17 protein-coding genes and 1 pseudogene are annotated in these 17,574 nt (G+C 64.0%); 17 read left to right on the top strand and 1 reads right to left on the bottom strand.

Annotation, left to right across the window (positions count from 1 at the left end; translation table 11 throughout):
• Nucleotides 1–4: 4 nt before the first annotated feature.
• The 5 genes from ACUYMZ_RS11905 to nusB all read left to right on the top strand — a co-directional run bounded on the left by ACUYMZ_RS11905 (nt 5) and on the right by nusB (nt 3,289).
• Nucleotides 5–556 carry a shikimate kinase gene (locus tag ACUYMZ_RS11905; protein WP_426007541.1) on the top strand — a complete coding sequence of 184 codons (552 nt, stop codon included), beginning with the start codon at nt 5–7 and terminating at the stop codon, nt 554–556.
• On the top strand, nt 553–1,644 hold the full coding sequence (gene aroB / locus ACUYMZ_RS11900; protein WP_426002833.1) for a 3-dehydroquinate synthase: 1,092 nt from the start codon (nt 553–555) through the stop codon (nt 1,642–1,644). The genes ACUYMZ_RS11905 and aroB overlap by 4 nt, the downstream gene beginning before the upstream one ends.
• Nucleotides 1,641–2,162: a tetratricopeptide repeat protein gene (locus ACUYMZ_RS11895; RefSeq protein ID WP_442423677.1), complete on the top strand. Its 522-nt coding sequence runs from the start codon at nt 1,641–1,643 to the stop codon at nt 2,160–2,162. Before aroB ends, ACUYMZ_RS11895 begins: the two co-directional genes overlap by 4 nt.
• 153 nt (nt 2,163–2,315) lie before the next feature.
• Nucleotides 2,316–2,879, top strand: a complete 564-nt coding sequence (gene efp / locus ACUYMZ_RS11890) for an elongation factor P (RefSeq protein ID WP_364157627.1) — start codon at nt 2,316–2,318, stop codon at nt 2,877–2,879.
• Nucleotides 2,879–3,289 carry a transcription antitermination factor NusB gene (nusB, locus tag ACUYMZ_RS11885; RefSeq protein WP_426002830.1) on the top strand — a complete coding sequence of 137 codons (411 nt, stop codon included), beginning with the start codon at nt 2,879–2,881 and terminating at the stop codon, nt 3,287–3,289. Before efp ends, nusB begins: the two co-directional genes overlap by 1 nt.
• 73 nt (nt 3,290–3,362) lie before the next feature.
• On the opposite strand, the gene ACUYMZ_RS11880 is transcribed toward nusB, so the two are convergent.
• Nucleotides 3,363–4,616 carry a PrsW family intramembrane metalloprotease gene (locus tag ACUYMZ_RS11880; RefSeq protein WP_481603510.1) on the bottom strand — a complete coding sequence of 418 codons (1,254 nt, stop codon included), beginning with the start codon at nt 4,614–4,616 and terminating at the stop codon, nt 3,363–3,365.
• Nucleotides 4,617–4,772: 156 nt separating this feature from the next.
• On the opposite strand from ACUYMZ_RS11880, the gene pyrR reads away from it, so the two are divergent.
• The 12 genes and pseudogenes from pyrR (at nt 4,773) to metK (ending at nt 17,510) form a co-directional block, all read left to right on the top strand.
• On the top strand, nt 4,773–5,357 hold the full coding sequence (pyrR, locus tag ACUYMZ_RS11875) for a bifunctional pyr operon transcriptional regulator/uracil phosphoribosyltransferase PyrR (RefSeq protein ID WP_426002827.1): 585 nt from the start codon (nt 4,773–4,775) through the stop codon (nt 5,355–5,357).
• Nucleotides 5,354–6,364, top strand: a complete 1,011-nt coding sequence (locus tag ACUYMZ_RS11870; RefSeq protein ID WP_426002826.1) for an aspartate carbamoyltransferase catalytic subunit — start codon at nt 5,354–5,356, stop codon at nt 6,362–6,364. The genes pyrR and ACUYMZ_RS11870 overlap by 4 nt, the downstream gene beginning before the upstream one ends.
• The gene (locus ACUYMZ_RS11865) at nt 6,364–7,713 is read left to right on the top strand and encodes a dihydroorotase (RefSeq protein WP_481603507.1); all 1,350 of its coding nucleotides are present in this window, start codon (nt 6,364–6,366) and stop codon (nt 7,711–7,713) included. The genes ACUYMZ_RS11870 and ACUYMZ_RS11865 overlap by 1 nt, the downstream gene beginning before the upstream one ends.
• Nucleotides 7,713–8,240: a PH-like domain-containing protein gene (locus ACUYMZ_RS11860; RefSeq protein ID WP_426002824.1), complete on the top strand. Its 528-nt coding sequence runs from the start codon at nt 7,713–7,715 to the stop codon at nt 8,238–8,240. The genes ACUYMZ_RS11865 and ACUYMZ_RS11860 overlap by 1 nt, the downstream gene beginning before the upstream one ends.
• The gene (gene carA / locus ACUYMZ_RS11855; protein WP_426002822.1) at nt 8,218–9,459 is read left to right on the top strand and encodes a glutamine-hydrolyzing carbamoyl-phosphate synthase small subunit; all 1,242 of its coding nucleotides are present in this window, start codon (nt 8,218–8,220) and stop codon (nt 9,457–9,459) included. Before ACUYMZ_RS11860 ends, carA begins: the two co-directional genes overlap by 23 nt.
• Nucleotides 9,459–12,768, top strand: a pseudogene (carB, locus tag ACUYMZ_RS11850) (carbamoyl-phosphate synthase large subunit). Before carA ends, carB begins: the two are co-directional and overlap by 1 nt.
• Nucleotides 12,761–13,627, top strand: coding sequence for an orotidine-5'-phosphate decarboxylase (gene pyrF / locus ACUYMZ_RS11845; RefSeq protein ID WP_481603504.1), 867 nt, complete (start codon nt 12,761–12,763; stop codon nt 13,625–13,627). The pseudogene carB and the gene pyrF overlap by 8 nt, the downstream one beginning before the upstream one ends.
• A 98-nt stretch (nt 13,628–13,725) precedes the next feature.
• Nucleotides 13,726–14,052, top strand: coding sequence for an integration host factor, actinobacterial type (gene mihF / locus ACUYMZ_RS11840; RefSeq protein ID WP_426002819.1), 327 nt, complete (start codon nt 13,726–13,728; stop codon nt 14,050–14,052).
• Nucleotides 14,053–14,074: 22 nt separating this feature from the next.
• Nucleotides 14,075–14,647 carry a guanylate kinase gene (gmk, locus tag ACUYMZ_RS11835; RefSeq protein WP_426002817.1) on the top strand — a complete coding sequence of 191 codons (573 nt, stop codon included), beginning with the start codon at nt 14,075–14,077 and terminating at the stop codon, nt 14,645–14,647.
• Nucleotides 14,648–14,685: 38 nt separating this feature from the next.
• The gene (gene rpoZ / locus ACUYMZ_RS11830) at nt 14,686–14,946 is read left to right on the top strand and encodes a DNA-directed RNA polymerase subunit omega (protein WP_017197559.1); all 261 of its coding nucleotides are present in this window, start codon (nt 14,686–14,688) and stop codon (nt 14,944–14,946) included.
• A gap of 28 nt (nt 14,947–14,974) precedes the next feature.
• Nucleotides 14,975–16,204, top strand: coding sequence for a bifunctional phosphopantothenoylcysteine decarboxylase/phosphopantothenate--cysteine ligase CoaBC (gene coaBC, locus ACUYMZ_RS11825; RefSeq protein ID WP_481603500.1), 1,230 nt, complete (start codon nt 14,975–14,977; stop codon nt 16,202–16,204).
• Nucleotides 16,205–16,280: 76 nt separating this feature from the next.
• On the top strand, nt 16,281–17,510 hold the full coding sequence (gene metK / locus ACUYMZ_RS11820) for a methionine adenosyltransferase (RefSeq protein ID WP_481603498.1): 1,230 nt from the start codon (nt 16,281–16,283) through the stop codon (nt 17,508–17,510).
• Nucleotides 17,511–17,574 lie beyond the last annotated feature (64 nt).

Below are 17,574 nucleotides of genomic sequence, written 5' to 3'. Positions count from 1 at the left end.
AGACATGGGCGGCCTGCCGGGCCGTCCCGTTGTGCTTGTTGGGCCGATGGCAGTGGGCAAGTCCGCCATTGGCCAGCAGCTGTCGCAGCAACTCGGCCTGGCATTCGTTGATACGGATGCCATGGTCGTGGCAGCGCACGGCAGTATCGCCGATATCTTCGCCGGCAGGGGAGAGCATGCTTTCCGGGAAATCGAAGCGAGGGCAGTGGCCCAGGCCATTGAGGCAGCAAGGACCCAGGCCAGCGTGATCTCGCTGGGCGGGGGCGCCGTACTGGACTCCGGCACCCAGCAGTTGCTGGGGGAGTGCACCGTGGTTTACCTCGAATGTGATGCCGGGACCGTGGCTGAACGCATTGCCCGGAACACCGGCAGGCCGTTGCTGCAGGGCGACGCAATGTCCCGCTGGGAGACCTTGTTCGCCGCCAGGCGACCCATCTACGAACGTCTGGCTGACATTGTCCTGGACGTGCGGTCCGGGTCTGTGGCAGAAATCGGGCTCCTCCTGGAGGAGCGGCTGCGCGAGCATGCAGCCCTGAAAGAGGAAGTTGAAAAGTGAGCACCGAAGCAACTGTCATCAAGGTGACCGGGCAGTCCGCTGCTGAAAACTACGACGTCGTGGTGGGACGGGGTCTTCTCGAGAGCCTCCCGGCCCGGCTGGGTGAGCGGGTCCGCCGGGTCCTGGTGATCCATCCCCGTGCCCTGCGGTTGACCGGCGACACCGTCCGGGATGAGCTCGAAACGGCCGGTTTCACGGCCCTGACGGCGGAAATTCCCGACGCCGAAGAAGGCAAGCACATCCAGGTCGCCGCCTTCTGTTGGCAGGTCCTGGGCCAGAACGACTTCACCCGGTCCGACGCCATCGTGGCCGTTGGCGGTGGTGCCGTGACGGACCTCGCCGGATTCGTCGCCGCCACCTGGCTCCGGGGAGTCAAGGTCATCCATATGCCCACCAGCCTCCTGGGCATGGTTGATGCGTCAGTGGGTGGCAAGACAGGCATCAACACTGCCGAGGGCAAGAACCTCGTGGGCGCCTTCCACCCGCCGGCAGCGGTGCTCGCGGACCTGGATACCTTGCAGACCCTGCCCCGGAACGAACTCGTCTCCGGCATGGCCGAAGTCATCAAGTGCGGATTCATCGCCGATCCGGCCATCCTGGACCTGATCGAGAAGAACACCGACGCTGTTACGGATCCCGGTTCCGCTGTGGTGCGGGAACTCATCGAACGCGCCATCAGCGTCAAAGCCAACGTAGTCTCCCAGGACCTCAAGGAATCCGGGCTCAGGGAGATCCTGAACTACGGTCACACGCTGGGCCACGCGATCGAGTTGGTGGAGCGATACTCCTGGCGCCATGGCGCGGCAATCTCGGTGGGCATGATGTTTGCGGCAGAGCTCTCACGCAGCGTTGGACGCCTCGCGGACGCCGACGCCGACCGGCACCGGGCAATCCTTGAAAGCCTTGGACTTCCCACTACCTACCGCAATGACCGTTGGCAGGGGTTGCTTGACGGCATGCGCAGGGACAAGAAATCCAGGGGCGACCTGCTGCGCTTCGTCGTCCTGGACGGAATTGCCAAACCGGGCATCCTCGATGTGCCGGATACCTCATTGCTGTTCGCCGCTTACCAGGAGATCGCATCATGACGGCCACCATGACCGAAGGCATCAGCGACTGGCCAACTGCGGGTTTCCCGGGCGTGCGCATGAACCCGGACACCCTCCTTCCGGTCATCGTCAACGAAGACGCCATGGAGAACGCCCTGGAGGCATCGGAGGACCCCGCCGACCGCATCATGGCCCTTCTCCTGGACAACCAGCCCAAGGAGGCCGCGGAGCTCCTGGCCGAGGCACGCTATAAGGATCCGGAGTCGTTCCGGCTCAGGATCTTTGAGGCAGAGGTCCACAGGGCCACCAACCGTACTGACCGGGCGGTGCAGTTGTTCCGCCAGCTCCTGCAGGAGGTGCAGGGAAGCTCCAAGGAAGCAGTGGTCCACCAATACCTGGGTCGCGCCTACTTCGTCAGCGGGAACGCCCTGGCCGCCTCGGAAGAGTTCGCCAAGGCGCTCGACCTCCGGGTGGCCATGGCCGCCGATGCCGCTTTGATCTACTCCTCGGCAGTGGCTCTCCAGCGTGCCCGGAACGTCCTGGAACTGGCTTCCTGATCCCGGCTCCGGGACCGGGGACGGGCCACTGCCGGTTTGCCGGTAGAATGGTTGTTGGATTTTTGATAAAGACAGCCGGCCCGCCGGCTCGGCATACACGGCTGGACGCTGCACACCGCAGCCGGACCCAGTGAGAGAAACCAGAGGATACAAGTGGCAACCACAAACGACATCAAGAACGGCACCGTACTGAAGCTCGAAGGCCAGCTCTGGAACGTCCTTGAGTTCCAGCACGTCAAGCCGGGCAAGGGCGGAGCATTCGTTCGCACCAAGATGCGCAACGTCATGTCCGGCAAGGTTGTCGACAAGACCTTCAACGCCGGCCTGAAGATCGAAACCGCCACGGTGGACCGCCGCGACTACCAGTACCTGTACCAGGACGGCGAGGATTTCGTCTTCATGGACACCACGGACTACGACCAGATCCACGTCTCCGGTGCCACTGTTGGCGACGCAACCAACTTCATGCTTGAGAACCAGATGGTCAACATCGCGATCCACGAGGGCACTCCGCTCTACATCGAACTGCCGCCGAGCGTTGTCCTCGAAATCACCTACACTGAGCCGGGCCTGCAGGGCGACCGCTCTTCTGCCGGCACCAAGCCTGCAACCGTGGAGACCGGTTACGAAATCCAGGTGCCGCTCTTTGTCGAGCAGGGCACGAAGGTCAAGGTCGACACCCGCGACGGCAGCTACCTGGGCCGGGTCAACGACTAGTGAGTGCCCGCGGTAAGGCCCGTAACAGGGCCCTTGAAGTTCTTTTCGAAGCTGAACAGCGTTCGGTTTCGGCTTTCGATGCCCTGTCAGCCCGTCGTGAGAAGACGGACCTGGTCGTCAACCCCTACACGGTGGAAATCGTTGAGGGCGTAGTTTCGATGCAGCCCACCATCGATGAATTCCTGCAGACGTACGCCCAAGGGTGGACCCTGGAACGGATGCCGGCCGTGGACCGGATTATCCTGCGGATCGGGGCGTGGGAACTGCTGTACAACGACGACGTCCCGGATGGTGTTGCGGTGAGCGAGGCTGTGGCCCTGGCCAAGACGATGTCCACTGACGAATCACCCGCCTTCGTCAACGGACTGTTGGGCAGGTTGCAGAAGCTGAAGCCGTCGCTTCTGGCCTAGCGCGCAGATCGTGGAAAATGCCCCCGGGAGCTTGACGTGTTCAAGTTCCCGGGGGCATTTTCTGTCTCCGGGCCTACTGCAGTACTGCTGCTCGAAGGGCAGGTATGGTCCTGAGGTGTTCCAGCTCGTCATGCTGGTGCTGCCGGACGTCCCGCCCGCTGAGGATCCGTTGGCGCGAAAAGGCCAGTGCCGTTGCCTCCTTGATGAGAGCACGCATCTGGGCAGCCCTGCCACGGGAACCCGCCCACCGGATAGCCTGACGGCGGCCCGCGGACGTGGCCAGCATGTCGACCTCGGCGGGGGTGAACCACCCCGCGCGGGCATATTCCATGAGCCGCTGGCGCGTGAGCTTCCCTTCCGCGACGCGTAGGAGGATGATTCCGACCGCGGCCAGGATGAAGATGGGCACCTGGACAACGAAGTACTCCACCAGGAAGTCCTGTCCCATGCTGTTCCAGCGGTTGTGGAGGAACATCGCGGGGAGCAACCCAATGATGAAAGCAAGGACTGCGTAGCCCGCGTGCCACTTGCGTGCCGCGAATCCCATGACCAAGCCTGTGGTGCCCGTGAAGATGGCATGGGCGAACGGCGACATGAGGCCGCGAAGGATGAAGATCCGCACGAAGTCCGCCCCCGGATCCGTGGAAGAGGCAATCTCGCGGCCGAAGTACAGGATGTTTTCCGTGAATGCGAAGCCCGCAGCGATGGTGAAGGCGAAAACCACGCCATCCACCGGTCCGTCAAAGTACTTTCGTGCGGCCAGCAGCAGCACCAGGAGGCCCAGCGATTTGGTGAATTCCTCAACTATCGGGGCTTGGACCGTGGCCATGAAATAGGTGAAGGCCTCCTCGCTGGTGGTCGGTGCGGCCACGGCGAACAGCGGTTGGATCAGCAGTGTGCCGGCGATGGAGACGGCGGCACCCCAGGTAAAGGCGAACCACAGCAGGCGTGGCGGTTCCGGTTCCCAGCGGTCTATGAGGCGGACCGTCAACAGGACCACACCCAGGGGGATCAAGGACGCGATGAATCCCACCACGAAGCCGGTGACACCGGTGTTCCCCAGCAGGAAAGGCACCACCAGCAACAGGCTGCCCATGACCAGTACGGCTCCTGTGAGCAGGAGGGGCAGCAGGCCCGGGGAGCGTCGTGGGCGGGACGCCGGCGGGAGCATCCAGTCCTGCTGCGGGTGCCGGCCGGGGTTCCCCGGGGCGGGCTGGTAGTTCACTGGCTGGACGCGCCCGATCCACGTGGGATTCGTCGCCGGGTCCAAGGAGGGGCGATGGTAGGGGTTGTGGCCGCCGGGACTGCCAGGATGGTTGCTGCTCATGGATAAGACCCTATTCCACCGGCCGGAATGTGAGCTTAAACTCACCGGTGTCCTGCCTGGCCGGTGAGGCCGGGGCGAGGGCCTGTGGTAGTTTTGAAGCGCAAATATTCCTTTTTTAATTCCGTCCTGTGAGGCGGGGAAAGGGGAGACGAGCGAATGTCTGATATTGCTTCAGCACAGGTTCCTCCGCGGGTTGTCCTCAACCAGGCGGACATTGACCGTGCGCTCACTCGTATCGCCCACGAGATCCTCGAGGCCAACAAGGGCTCCCAGGACCTGGTTCTGCTGGGCATCCCCAGTCGCGGCTATCCTCTGGCAGTGCGCCTCGCCAACAAGATCGCTGCCGCCGATCCCGCAGTCAACGCCGAGACCATAGTCGGCCAGCTGGACGTCACCATGTTCCGTGACGATCTTTCCCACCAGCCCACGCGCCCTCCCCACCACACACGCCTTCCGTTGTCCGGCATCGACAACAAAGTGGTCGTCCTGATTGACGATGTCCTTTACTCCGGCCGCACCATCCGCGCCGCCCTCGATGCCTTGGTGGACCTGGGCCGTCCCCGCATCGTCCGGCTGGCGGTCCTGGTGGACAGGGGCCACCGTGAGCTCCCCATCCGTGCAGACCACGTAGGAAAGAACCTGCCCACGTCCTCGGCCGAAAAAGTCCGCGTGCGCCTTGAAGAGACAGATGCAGTGAACGGTGAACCCATCAACGAAGTAGTGATCGAGGCGGGTAAGTGAAGCACCTACTTTCCACCGAAAACCTCAGCGCCGCGGACGCTATCCGCATCCTTGATACCGCCGAGGAAATGTCAGCGGTGGGGGACCGCGAGGTCAAGAAGCTGCCGGCCCTCCGCGGCCGCACCGTGGTGAACCTCTTCTTCGAGGACTCCACGAGGACCCGCATCTCCTTCGAAGCCGCGGCCAAGCGCTTGTCGGCCGATGTCATCAACTTTGCCGCCAAGGGCTCCTCGGTGTCCAAGGGTGAGTCGCTCAAAGACACTGCCCAGACGCTGGCCGCCATGGGCGCCGACGCTGTGGTGATCCGGCACTGGGCTTCGGGGGCTCCCCATCGGTTGGCGGCCACGGACTGGATCGATGCCGCAGTGGTCAACGCCGGAGACGGAACCCATGAGCACCCCACCCAGGCCCTGCTGGACGCCTTCACCATGCGCCGGCACTGGTCCCGGGTCAACGGAACCGCCTCCACCGGCGCCAACCTGGGTGGCATGCGGGTGGCGATCGCAGGGGACGTCCTGCACTCCCGCGTGGCCCGTTCCAATGTGTGGCTTCTCCGGACCCTCGGGGCGGAAGTCACCCTGGTGGCGCCTCCCACCTTGCTGCCGATCGGCGTCGAACACTGGCCCTGCAAGGTCAGCTACAACCTGGACGAGACCCTCGAATCGGGAGTTGACGCCATGATGATGCTGCGCGTCCAGGGTGAGCGCATGAACGCTTCCTTCTTCCCGTCCACCCGGGAGTATTCCCGCCGCTGGGGCTTTGACGATGCCCGCCTGCGGACACTGGACGACCTCGGCATGAAGGACACGATCATCATGCACCCGGGCCCCATGAACCGCGGCCTGGAAATTTCGTCTGCTGCCGCCGATTCACCGCGGTCCACCGTCCTGGCACAGGTCCGGAACGGTGTCTCCGTGCGGATGGCGGCCCTCTACCTGCTGCTGTCCGGCGACACCCGCGACACCGCATCCACCGCTTCGCACCAGTCCACCAAGGAGAGCAACTGATGGCCGAAAACACGTACCTGATCCGTGGCGCCGCCATTCTTGGTGGCGACTCCGAGGACCTGCTGATCCGTGACGGCATCATCGCCGCGCGGGGAAAGGACCTTAGGGACGATGACGCCACCGTTATCGACGCTGCCGGTCTGGTTGCCCTTCCGGGCATGGTTGATGTGCACACCCACCTGCGTGAACCGGGTCGCGAAGACGCAGAAACGGTGGAGACCGGAACCCGTGCCGCCGCCTTGGGCGGATTCACTGCCGTCCACGCCATGGCCAACAGCAACCCGGTGGCGGACACCGCCGGCGTTGTGGAGCAGGTCCACAGCCTGGGTCGTGCTTCCGGGTGGGTGGATGTCCGGCCGGTTGGGGCAGTGACCGTGGGGCTCGCAGGCGAGCAGCTCGCCGAGCTGGGCGCCATGGCTGATTCACGCGCCCAGGTCCGGATGTTCTCCGACGACGGTATCTGCGTCCACGACCCGGTCCTCATGCGCCGTGCCTTGGAATACGTCAAAGCGTTCGACGGCGTGGTGGCCCAGCACGCGCAGGAACCGCGCCTGACTGCCGGGGCACAGATGAACGAAGGCGCTGTCTCCGCGGTATTGGGCCTCGCCGGTTGGCCGGCGGTCGCCGAAGAAAGCATCATTGCCCGGGACGTGTTGCTGGCACAGCATGTCGGCTCCCGCCTGCACGTCTGCCACGTCTCCACGGCAGGTTCGGTGGAGATCATCCGCTGGGCCAAGGCCAGGGGCATCAACGTCACGGCAGAGGTGACCCCGCACCACCTGATCCTGACCGACGAACTGGTCCGCAGCTACGACCCCGTCTACAAAGTCAACCCGCCCCTGCGCACCAACCACGATGTCCAGGCACTCCGCGAAGGGCTTGCCGACGGCACGATCGACGTCGTTGGAACGGACCATGCGCCGCACCCGAGCGAGCACAAGGAATGCGAGTGGGCACAGGCGGCCATGGGCATGACCGGCCTTGAGACCGCCTTGTCCGTGGTCCAGGAGACCATGATCGAGACGGGCCTCATGACGTGGGCCGACTTCGCAAGGGTCACGTCCTTCAGCCCGGCAACGATCGGCCGGCTGGCCGACCAGGGACGTCCCCTCCAAACAGGAGAGCCCGCCAACGTCATCCTGGTCGACCCGGCTGCGCGCTGGACCGTGGACCCCCATAAGATGGCCACCATGGGCCGCAATTCACCGTTCAAGGGCAAAGAGCTGCCCGGATCAGTGGTGGCTACCTTCTTCAAGGGACACCCCACAGTGCTCAACGGCCAGCTGAACACCCCATACCGGTACACCGACGACGCAACCCCGGCCGCCGGGGCAGTCAGCGGTACGTGATGGACAGCACCCAAACATTGACGGCTGTCATCACGGCCGTGCTGGTCATCGCCGTCCTGGCGATGATCTGGTTTGGTTGGCGCAGCAGGCTGAGGCGGCAGGCCGGCGTCGAACGCCTTCCGCAGGTGCCGGGCGAACTGACTCCGGCCTCACTGGTGGCCGACGGCCAGTATGTCGCCACCACAACCGCCGGTGACTGGCTGGACCGCATCGCCGTGCAGGGACTGGGCATCAGGACCACCGCGGAGCTGAGCGTCCACGCCGAAGGCATCCTGTTCGACAGGGCAGGTGTTGCGCCGGTGTTCATCCCCCGGGAAGCCTTGGTGGAAACCCGGGAAACCAGCGGCATGGCAGGAAAGTTCGTCGAAAAGGACGGCCTTTTGGTCATCAGCTGGAAGCTGGGCCAACAGGAACTCGACACCGGCTTCCGGTCCAGGCACAGCGCCGACAGACAGCCCTTGCTCCAAGCCATCCAGGAATTGATCTCCGCAGCCCCCCAGGCAGATGCCGATAGTGGAAAGAAATAAAGTGACGGACAGTAACGCAGCCACCGCAACCTCATCCTCAGCAGCAGTACTGGTGCTCGAAGACGGCCGCATGTTCCGCGGCCGCAGCTACGGCGCCCAGGGAACTGCCCTTGGTGAGGCCGTCTTCGCTACCGGCATGACCGGTTACCAGGAGACCATCACCGACCCCTCCTACGCCCGCCAGCTCGTGGTTCAGACCGCTCCGCACATCGGCAACACGGGCGTCAACAGCGAAGACGCTGAGTCCCGCCGCATCTGGGTGGCAGGCTACATCGTCCGCGACGCCGCACGCCGCCCCTCCAACTGGCGCTCGGAACGAAGCCTCGACGACGAACTGGTCGAACAGGGCATCGTGGGCATCCAGGGCGTGGACACCCGCGCCATTACCCGGCACCTGCGTGAACACAAGACCATGCGCGCCGGGATCTTCTCCGGCGAGGCTGCACAGGCATCCGATAAGGAACTTTTGGACATCGTCCTGGCCAGCGCACCAATGGAAGGCGCAGCACTGGCCGAAGAGGTCAGCATCGACGAAGCCTATGTCGTGGATCCCAAGGACCACGGTTGGGAGGGCGAACCGCGGTTCTCCATCGCCGCCGTAGACCTCGGCATCAAGGCCATGACGCCTGTCCGTTTCGCCGAGCGCGGCGTTCGGGTCCACGTCCTTCCGGCTACCTCCACGGTCGAGGACGTCAACGCCGTGAAGCCGGACGGGTTCTTCATGTCCAACGGACCGGGCGACCCTGCCACGGCTGACCACCAGGTGACGCTGCTGCGCTCCGTGCTGGACGAGAAGCTGCCGTACTTCGGTATCTGCTTCGGCAACCAGATCCTGGGCCGTGCCCTCGGCTTCGGCACGTACAAGCTGCGCTACGGCCACCGCGGCATCAACCAGCCGGTCATGGACCGCCGCACCGGCAAGGTGGAAATCACCTCCCAGAACCACGGCTTCGCCGTCGACGCGCCGCTGAACGGTGCCACTGTGGCGCCGGAGGAACGTTACGGACGCGTCGAGGTCAGCCACGTTTCGTTGAACGACGACGTCGTCGAAGGCCTTGCGTGCCTCGACATCCCTGCCTTCTCGGTCCAGTACCACCCGGAGGCTGCCGCGGGCCCGCACGACGCTGCCTACCTCTTCGACCGCTTCATCGACCTCATGGCCGATGCCAAGGCAGCCAACCACAACTCCACCGAATCCAAGACTGAGGACAAGAAGTAATGCCCAAGCGTACAGATCTCAAGAGCGTCCTTGTCATCGGTTCGGGTCCGATCGTCATTGGCCAGGCGGCCGAGTTCGACTACTCCGGGACCCAGGCGCTGCGCGTCCTCAAGGACGAAGGCCTGCGCGTCATCCTGGTGAACTCCAACCCGGCCACCATCATGACGGATCCCGAATTCGCCGATGCCACTTACGTCGAACCCATCACGCCGGAAGTGGTCGAAAAGATCATCGCCAAGGAGCGTCCTGACGCCGTGCTGCCCACCCTGGGCGGACAGACGGCGCTGAACACGGCGATCGCCCTGGACAAGAACGGTGTGCTGGAGAAGTACAACGTCGAGCTCATCGGCGCCAACATCGCTGCGATCGAACTTGGTGAAGACCGGGAGAAGTTCAAGGGCGTGGTGGAACGCTGCGGTGCGGAGTCGGCACGCAGCCACATCATCCACACCATGGACGAGGCCTTCAAGGCTGCCGAGGACCTGGGCTACCCCATGGTGGTCCGTCCGTCCTTCACCATGGGTGGCCTGGGCTCCGGCCTGGCGTACAACGAGGACGACCTGCGCCGTATTGTCGGCCAGGGCCTGCAATACAGCCCCACCACCGAGGTCCTTCTCGAGGAAAGCATCCTCGGTTGGAAGGAATACGAACTCGAGATGATGCGCGACAAGAACGACAACGTCGTTGTTGTCTGCTCCATCGAGAACTTCGACCCCGTGGGTGTGCACACCGGCGACTCCATCACCGTTGCGCCGGCCCTGACCCTGACGGACCGCGAATACCAGAAGCTGCGTGACGTCGCCATCGCCGTCATCCGCGAAGTCGGTGTGGACACGGGCGGTTGCAACATCCAGTTCGCCATCAACCCGGACACCGGACGCGTGGTGGTCATCGAGATGAACCCGCGCGTCTCCCGGTCATCGGCATTGGCATCCAAGGCCACCGGCTTCGCGATCGCCAAGATCGCCACCAAGCTGTCCCTGGGCTATACGCTGGACGAAATCCCCAACGACATCACGCAGAAGACGCCGGCATCCTTCGAGCCGACCCTCGACTACGTGGTGGTCAAGGTCCCGCGCTTCGCCTTCGAGAAGTTCCCCGCAGCCGACAACACCCTGACCACCACCATGAAGTCGGTGGGCGAGGCCATGGCGATGGGCCGCAACTTCACCGAAGCCCTGCAGAAAGCCCTGCGCTCCCTGGAACAGAAGGGTTCGCAGCTGGACTTCACGCCGGTGCCGGAATACGACGTTGCCGACCTCATCGAAAAGGCCAAGCGTCCCACCACGGAACGCCTGTACCAGGTGCAGCGCGCCCTCCTCGGAGGTGCCACCGTGGAGGACCTCTACGAAGCCACCAAGATCGATCCGTGGTTCCTGGACCAGCTCCAGCTGCTGAACGAAACCGCCCAGGAAATCCGCAAGGCCGGCGTCCTGAGCGAGGACATGCTGCGCAACGCCAAGCGCCATGGCTTCTCGGATGAGCAGATCGGTGCCCTGACCCATAATTCCGAAGCCGTGGTACGCGGTGTCCGCCAGGCACTGGGCATCCGCCCCGTGTACAAGACCGTGGACACCTGCGCTGCCGAGTTCGCGGCCTACACGCCGTACCACTACTCGGCCTACGACGAGGAAGACGAAGTGGGCCTGCACGCCAAGCCGTCGGTCATCATCCTCGGATCCGGCCCCAACCGCATCGGCCAGGGCATCGAGTTCGACTACTCGTGCGTCCACGCCTCCATGGCGCTCCGCAAGGCCGGCTACGAGACCGTCATGGTCAACTGCAACCCGGAGACGGTTTCCACCGACTACGACATCTCCACGCGCCTCTACTTCGAGCCGCTGACCCTCGAAGACGTCCTGGAAGTCATCGCTGCCGAAGAGCGCACCGGTGGCGTGATGGGTGTCTTCGTACAGCTGGGCGGCCAGACTCCGCTCAAGCTCGCCCAGCAGCTGGCCGATGCCGGTGTTCCGATCCTCGGTACCTCGCCGGAAGCCATCGACCTCGCCGAACACCGTGGTGCGTTCGCCCGCGTGCTGGATGAAGCCGGCCTGACCTCGCCCAAGAACGGTACGGCCGTTTCCTTCGAGGACGCCAAGAAGATTGCCGACGAGATCGGTTACCCGGTCCTGGTCCGCCCGTCCTACGTGCTGGGCGGTCGCGGCATGGAGATCGTCTATGACGAGGCCAACCTTTCCCGGTACATCGCCAACGCGACGGAAATCACGCCGGACCACCCGGTGCTGATCGACCGCTTCCTCGAAGATGCGGTGGAGATCGATGTTGACGCGCTGTTCGACGGCAACGACATGTACCCTGGGCGGCATCATGGAGCACATCGAGGAGGCCGGTATCCACTCCGGTGACTCGGCCTGTGTCCTGCCGCCGATCACGCTGGGCAACAACGTGATCGAACGGGTGCGCACGGCTACCCGTGCCATCGCCGAGGGCGTAGGCGTTCGCGGGCTCATCAACATCCAGTTCGCCTTGGCCTCCGACGTCCTGTACGTCCTGGAAGCCAACCCGCGTGCCTCCCGCACCGTCCCGTTCGTCTCCAAGGCAACGGGCGTTCAGATGGCCAAGGCTGCTGCGCTGATCGGCACTGGCGTGACCATCAACCAGCTCCGCACTGCCTACAAGATGCTGCCCGAAACCGGTGACGGCTCCACTCTTCCGCTGGATGCTCCTGTGGCCGTGAAGGAAGCAGTCCTGCCGTTCAGCCGGTTCCGCACTCCGGAAGGCAAGGTGGTGGACTCGCTGCTCGGCCCGGAGATGCGCTCCACGGGTGAGGTCATGGGCATCGACAAGCACTTCGATACCGCGTTCGCCAAGAGCCAGTCCGGGGCCAACAACGCGCTGCCCACCGGTGGCAAAATCTTCGTCTCGGTAGCTAACCGGGACAAGCGTTCTGTCATCATGGGCGTCAAGCGCCTGTCCGACCTCGGCTTCGAGATTGTCTCCACCGGCGGCACGGCGGATGTCCTGCGCCGCAACGGCATCCAGGCAACTCCCGTTCGGAAGGTTGCCGAGGGCAGCAGCGCCGAAGGCGAAGGCACCATTGCCGACCTCGTGGTCGCGGGTGAAATCGACATGGTGTTCAACACCCCGTCCGGTGGCGAGGCCCGCAGCGACGGCTACGAACTGCGCGCTGCCGCGACATCGATCGGCATCCCCTGCATCACCACCGTGGCCGAGTTCAATGCCGCAGTGCAGGCCATCGAGGCCCTGCGGACCTACGAATGGTCGGTCACCAGCCTGCAGGAGCACTCAGCAAACCTGACTGCATCGCTGGAAGCAGCGAATGCCTGAGGCACAGGAAGTCCAGCAGCCGGTCCGGGAGTCTTTCGGCTCCCGGCTGGCTGCGGCCATGGCTGACAGGGGTCCGCTGTGCGTTGGGATCGACCCGCACCCGCAGTTGTTTGCGGACTGGGGACTGAACGACGACGCCGCCGGGTTGGAGCGCTTTTCCCTCACCGTGGTCCAGGCGGTGGCTTCCCTCGCTGCCGCCGTCAAGCCGCAGGTGGCCCTCTACGAGCGTCACGGGTCTGCCGGCATGGCTGTCCTGGAGCGCACTTTGGCTGCTGCTGCGGATGCAGGCGTGCTGAGCATCGCAGACGCCAAGCGCGGAGACATTGGTTCAACGATGGCCGCCTACGCAGATGCATGGCTCAGGGACGGTTCGGCGTTGGCGGCCGATTCGGTGACACTGAGCCCCTATCTCGGTTTTGAGTCCCTGCGTCCTGCCCTGGACCTTGCCGCGGAGTATGGCAGGGGAGTATTTGTCCTCGCGCTGACATCCAACCCCGAGGGCAAAAGCGTCCAACACGTTGGCGGCGACGATTCAGTGGCCCGGCAGATTGTCGCGGCAACCGCCAGGGAAAACGAGCGGTATTCCGGTGCTTTGGGATCGGTGGGCCTGGTTGTTGGGGCCACCATCGGTTCGGCACTGGAGGACCTGGCCATTGACCTCGCCCCGGTGCGGGGTGCGATCCTGGCGCCGGGCCTGGGCGCCCAGGGCGCTACTCCGGGCGACCTTCGGGCTACTTTTGGTGCTGCTTATCCGACTGTCCTGGCGACCTCCAGCCGTGGAATCCTGGCCGCAGGTCCCACTGTGGCAGGTCTGCGTGAGGCAACGCGCCAAACGCTGGACGGACTGCTGGCTGACTGATTGCGCAAGCGCATTGCGCTCCGCAGTGGCTGCAGGTAGGTTCAGGAACAGTTCTCTCATGATCTGGATCACACATCGGAGCTGACAGGGGTTTGGCAGTGGGCCTTAAAGAGCTGACACCGAAGGAGCGGTCCGACGCCTTGGAGAAGGCCGCCAAGGCGCGTGCGGTCAGGGCCGCGGCCAAGGAAAAGCTGAAGCGTGGCGAGGTCAGCGTCGCCGAACTCATAGCCAGTGGCGGCTCGGATGATGCGATAGCCCGCATGCGCGTCGTCGAGTTGCTGGAAGCGCTTCCGGGCATTGGTCCGGTGCGTGCTGCCGGGATCATGGCGGAAATCGGCATCGCCGGTTCCCGCCGTATCCGCGGCCTGGGCGTACACCAGGCCAAGGCGCTGGTAGATTTTATGGGAAACCAGCCAAGCGCTTAAAAGCAACTCCCCTAAGGAATCCGTGAGCAAGAAACCTGGACTGACTGTCCTTGCAGGCCCTACTGCTGTAGGCAAGGGAACCGTATCCACCTACATCAGGGACAACTATCCGGAGGTTTGGCTTTCAGTTTCCGCCACCACCCGTGCCGCCCGGCCAGGGGAGAAGGACGGCGTCCACTACTTCTTCAAGTCCGCGGAGGAATTCGATTCCCTGGTTGAGGACGGCGAACTTCTGGAATGGGCTGTTGTCCACGGCCACAACCGTTACGGGACACTCCGCAGTACGGTCAATGCCGCGATTGCCGAGGGAAAGTCCGTCCTGCTGGAAATCGACCTGCAGGGAGCCCGCCAGGTCAAGGCAGCCGTTCCGGATGCCCAGTTCGTCTTCCTCGCCCCGCCGAGCTGGGACGAAATGGTGCGGAGGCTGGTGGGCCGCGGCACGGAAACTGCCGAGGAACAGCAGCGGAGGCTGGAAACCGCTAAACTTGAACTTGCTGCTGAACCGGAGTTTGACCACACCGTCATCAATGACGACGTTCGCCGGGCAGCGGACGAGCTTGTTTCACTCATGGGGCTTACCCCGCACGGGCGCTAAGCGCTTGCATTGTCGGCCCGCTAGAATTTGGAGAATTCGTGTCCACCAACCTTGAAGGCATCATCAACCCGCCGATCGATTCGCTGCTTGAGGCTGCCGATTCCAAGTACGGCCTGGTGATCTTCGGCGCCAAGCGTGCCCGGCAGATCAACGCGTACTACGCCCAGCTGCACGAGGGCCTTTTCGAATATGTCGGACCGCTCGTCGACACCAAGCTGAACGAGAAGTCCCTTTCCATCGCCCTGCGCGAGATCAACGAAGGCCTGCTCGTTTCCACGCCGATCGAGCCTGCAGAATAAAACACGACTGCCTGTTGACGGAGGTCACGTGCGCATAGTCCTCGGAGTCGGGGGAGGGATCGCAGCCTACAAGGTTGCATCGCTCCTCCGGCTTTTTACTGAAGCCGGACACAAGGTCACGGTCATTCCCACGGAGGCCGCCACCCGTTTTGTCGGTGTAGCCACGTGGGAAGCCCTGTCCGGGAACCCCGTGAGCAACAGCGTTTTCGATGACGTTGAGAAGGTCAACCATGTCCGTCTGGGGCACGAGGCCGACCTCATTGTCGTAGCTCCGGCCACTGCGGACCTCCTGGCCAAAGCGGCTACGGGACAGGCCGGGGATTTGCTCACGAACACCCTCCTGATGGCTCACGGGCCGGTGCTGTTCGCACCTGCCATGCACACGGAGATGTGGCAGCACGCCGCCACGCGGGCCAACGTGGCCACCCTTCGCGAGCGGGGAGTGGCAGTGCTGGAACCGGCTTCGGGCCGCCTCACCGGCGCCGACTCAGGCCCCGGCCGCCTTCCCGACCCCGAGGAGATCTTTGAGGCCGCCATGGCTCTGGTAACCGGAGCCGGCCGGGAACGCCCTTTGGCCGGCCGTACCGTCACGATTTCAGCGGGCGGTACGCGCGAAGCCCTGGATCCAGTGAGGTTCCTCGGAAACCGCTCCTCCGGCAAGCAAGGCGCCGCCCTGGCTGCTGCCGCGTTGGCGGCGGGTGCCGAGGTCCGTTTCCTGGCAGCCCATATGGACGTCGAGCCGCCGGCCGGCGTCGAACTCGTCCGTGTCGAATCTGCGCTGGAACTGCGGGAAGCTGCGCTGAAAGCGGCAGTGGACTCCGACGTCGTGATTATGGCCGCCGCCGTTGCCGATTTCCGTCCGGCGGAGGTTTCCGACACCAAAATCAAGAAGGTCGACGGCGAAGACGCTCCCGTCGTGCACCTGGTCCGCAACCCGGACATCCTGCGGGAGTTGGTTGAACAGCGCGATGCCGGTGGGGCCCAACAGTTGATTGTGGGATTCGCTGCCGAAACAGGCGATGAGCAGGGAGACGTCCTGGAGCACGCGGCCGCCAAGCTGAAGCGCAAAGGCTGCGACCTGCTGGTGGTCAACCATGTGGGTGTCGGCAGGGTCTTCGGCCAGGACGAAAATTCCGTGGTGATCCTGTCCGGGCGCGGGGCTGAACCTGAGCAGGCTTCGGGATCAAAGGCGGAGGTTGCCGCTGCGGTGATCGTTCGGGTGGCCAGCGAACTGCCGTTGGTTTCCCCGGCCCCGTAGCCGCGTGGCGGTTGGAATTCTTAGCAATCGGACACACGGCGAAAGCCGCCGTCCCGCAACACAGTAAGGTGGTCTAGTGACTTTACCGCTGCACCATGAACACCACGGCACCCCGTCCAAGCTCCGGCTCTTCACCTCCGAGTCGGTGACTGAGGGGCATCCGGACAAGATCTGCGACCAAATCAGCGATGCCATCCTTGATGCCCTGCTGGCTGCCGACCCCGAATCCCGGGTCGCGGTCGAAACCATGGCCACCACGGGTCTGGTGCACGTGGCCGGTGAAGTCACCACGGACGCCTACGTTGAAATCCCGCAGATTGTGCGCGAAACGATCCTGGGTATCGGCTATGACTCGTCGGCCAACGGATTCGATGGCGCCCGCTGTGGCGTTTCCGTGTCCATCGGCCAGCAGTCGAATGACATCGCCGGGGGCGTCTTCAATTCCCTGGAAGCCCGTGAAGGCCGCCAGGAGGACGATTACGACCTCCAGGGCGCCGGTGACCAGGGCATCATGTTCGGCTATGCCAGTGATGAGACCCCGTCTTACATGCCCACGCCCATCTGGTTGGCCCACCGCTTGTCGGAGCGGCTCACCGAGGTGCGGAAGAACGGCGAGCTTGCGTACCTGCGTCCGGACGGCAAGACCCAGGTCACGGTCGGGTACGACGGCGATCGTCCGGTTTCCGTCCAGACGGTCGTCATTTCCAGCCAGCACGCAGAAGAAACCGGCTTGGACCAGTTGCGGGCGGATCTTGCCAGCCACGTGATCGATCCGGTCCTCGCGGCTTCCAACCTGGATACTTCCAGGGTTTCCAACATCCTCAACCCTGCCGGTGCCTTCGTGATCGGTGGTCCGGTAGGTGACGCCGGACTCACCGGCCGCAAGATTATTGTCGACACCTACGGTGGTTTCTCCCGCCACGGCGGGGGTGCGTTCTCCGGCAAGGATCCGTCCAAGGTGGACCGTTCGGCGGCCTACGCCATGCGCTGGGTGGCCAAGAACGTGGTAGCAGCAGGGCTTGCCAAGCGTGCTGAAATCCAGATCGCCTACGCCATCGGACAGGCCCGCCCCGTGGGCACGTACGTGGAGACTTTCGGTACGGAAACCGTGGATCCAGCCCGCATCAGCGAGGCCATCAACGAGATCTTCGACCTCCGCCCCCGTGCCATCATCGATGCCCTGGACCTGAAGCGCCCGATCTACGCCAAGACCGCAGCCCACGGGCACTTTGGCCGGGACGAGCCCGACTTCACCTGGGAACGGCTTGACCGGGTCGCGGACCTGAAGGAATTCTTCAACGCCTGACCGCCGGCGACCGGCAATATTGTCAGTGGCGCACGGTCTACTTGTTCCGGAGGTGCCCGCAGCG

The organism is Arthrobacter sp. T572 (assembly GCF_056780115.1).
Note: the sequence above shows the minus strand (reverse complement) of the source record. Positions and strands in the feature narration are given on the sequence as shown.

Excerpts from the sequence above, each read along its gene's own strand:
- ACUYMZ_RS11905 (WP_426007541.1), top strand. The coding sequence starts at position 5 with ATGGGCGGCCTGCCGGGCCGTCCCGTTGTGCTTGTTGGGCCGATGGCA.
- ACUYMZ_RS11895 (WP_442423677.1), top strand. The coding sequence starts at position 1,641 with ATGACGGCCACCATGACCGAAGGCATCAGCGACTGGCCAACTGCGGGT.
- ACUYMZ_RS11880 (WP_481603510.1), bottom strand. The coding sequence starts at position 4,616 with ATGAGCAGCAACCATCCTGGCAGTCCCGGCGGCCACAACCCCTACCAT.
- pyrR (WP_426002827.1), top strand. The coding sequence starts at position 4,773 with ATGTCTGATATTGCTTCAGCACAGGTTCCTCCGCGGGTTGTCCTCAAC.
- ACUYMZ_RS11865 (WP_481603507.1), top strand. The coding sequence starts at position 6,364 with ATGGCCGAAAACACGTACCTGATCCGTGGCGCCGCCATTCTTGGTGGC.
- ACUYMZ_RS11860 (WP_426002824.1), top strand. The coding sequence starts at position 7,713 with ATGGACAGCACCCAAACATTGACGGCTGTCATCACGGCCGTGCTGGTC.
- carA (WP_426002822.1), top strand. The coding sequence starts at position 8,218 with ATGCCGATAGTGGAAAGAAATAAAGTGACGGACAGTAACGCAGCCACC.
- pyrF (WP_481603504.1), top strand. The coding sequence starts at position 12,761 with ATGCCTGAGGCACAGGAAGTCCAGCAGCCGGTCCGGGAGTCTTTCGGC.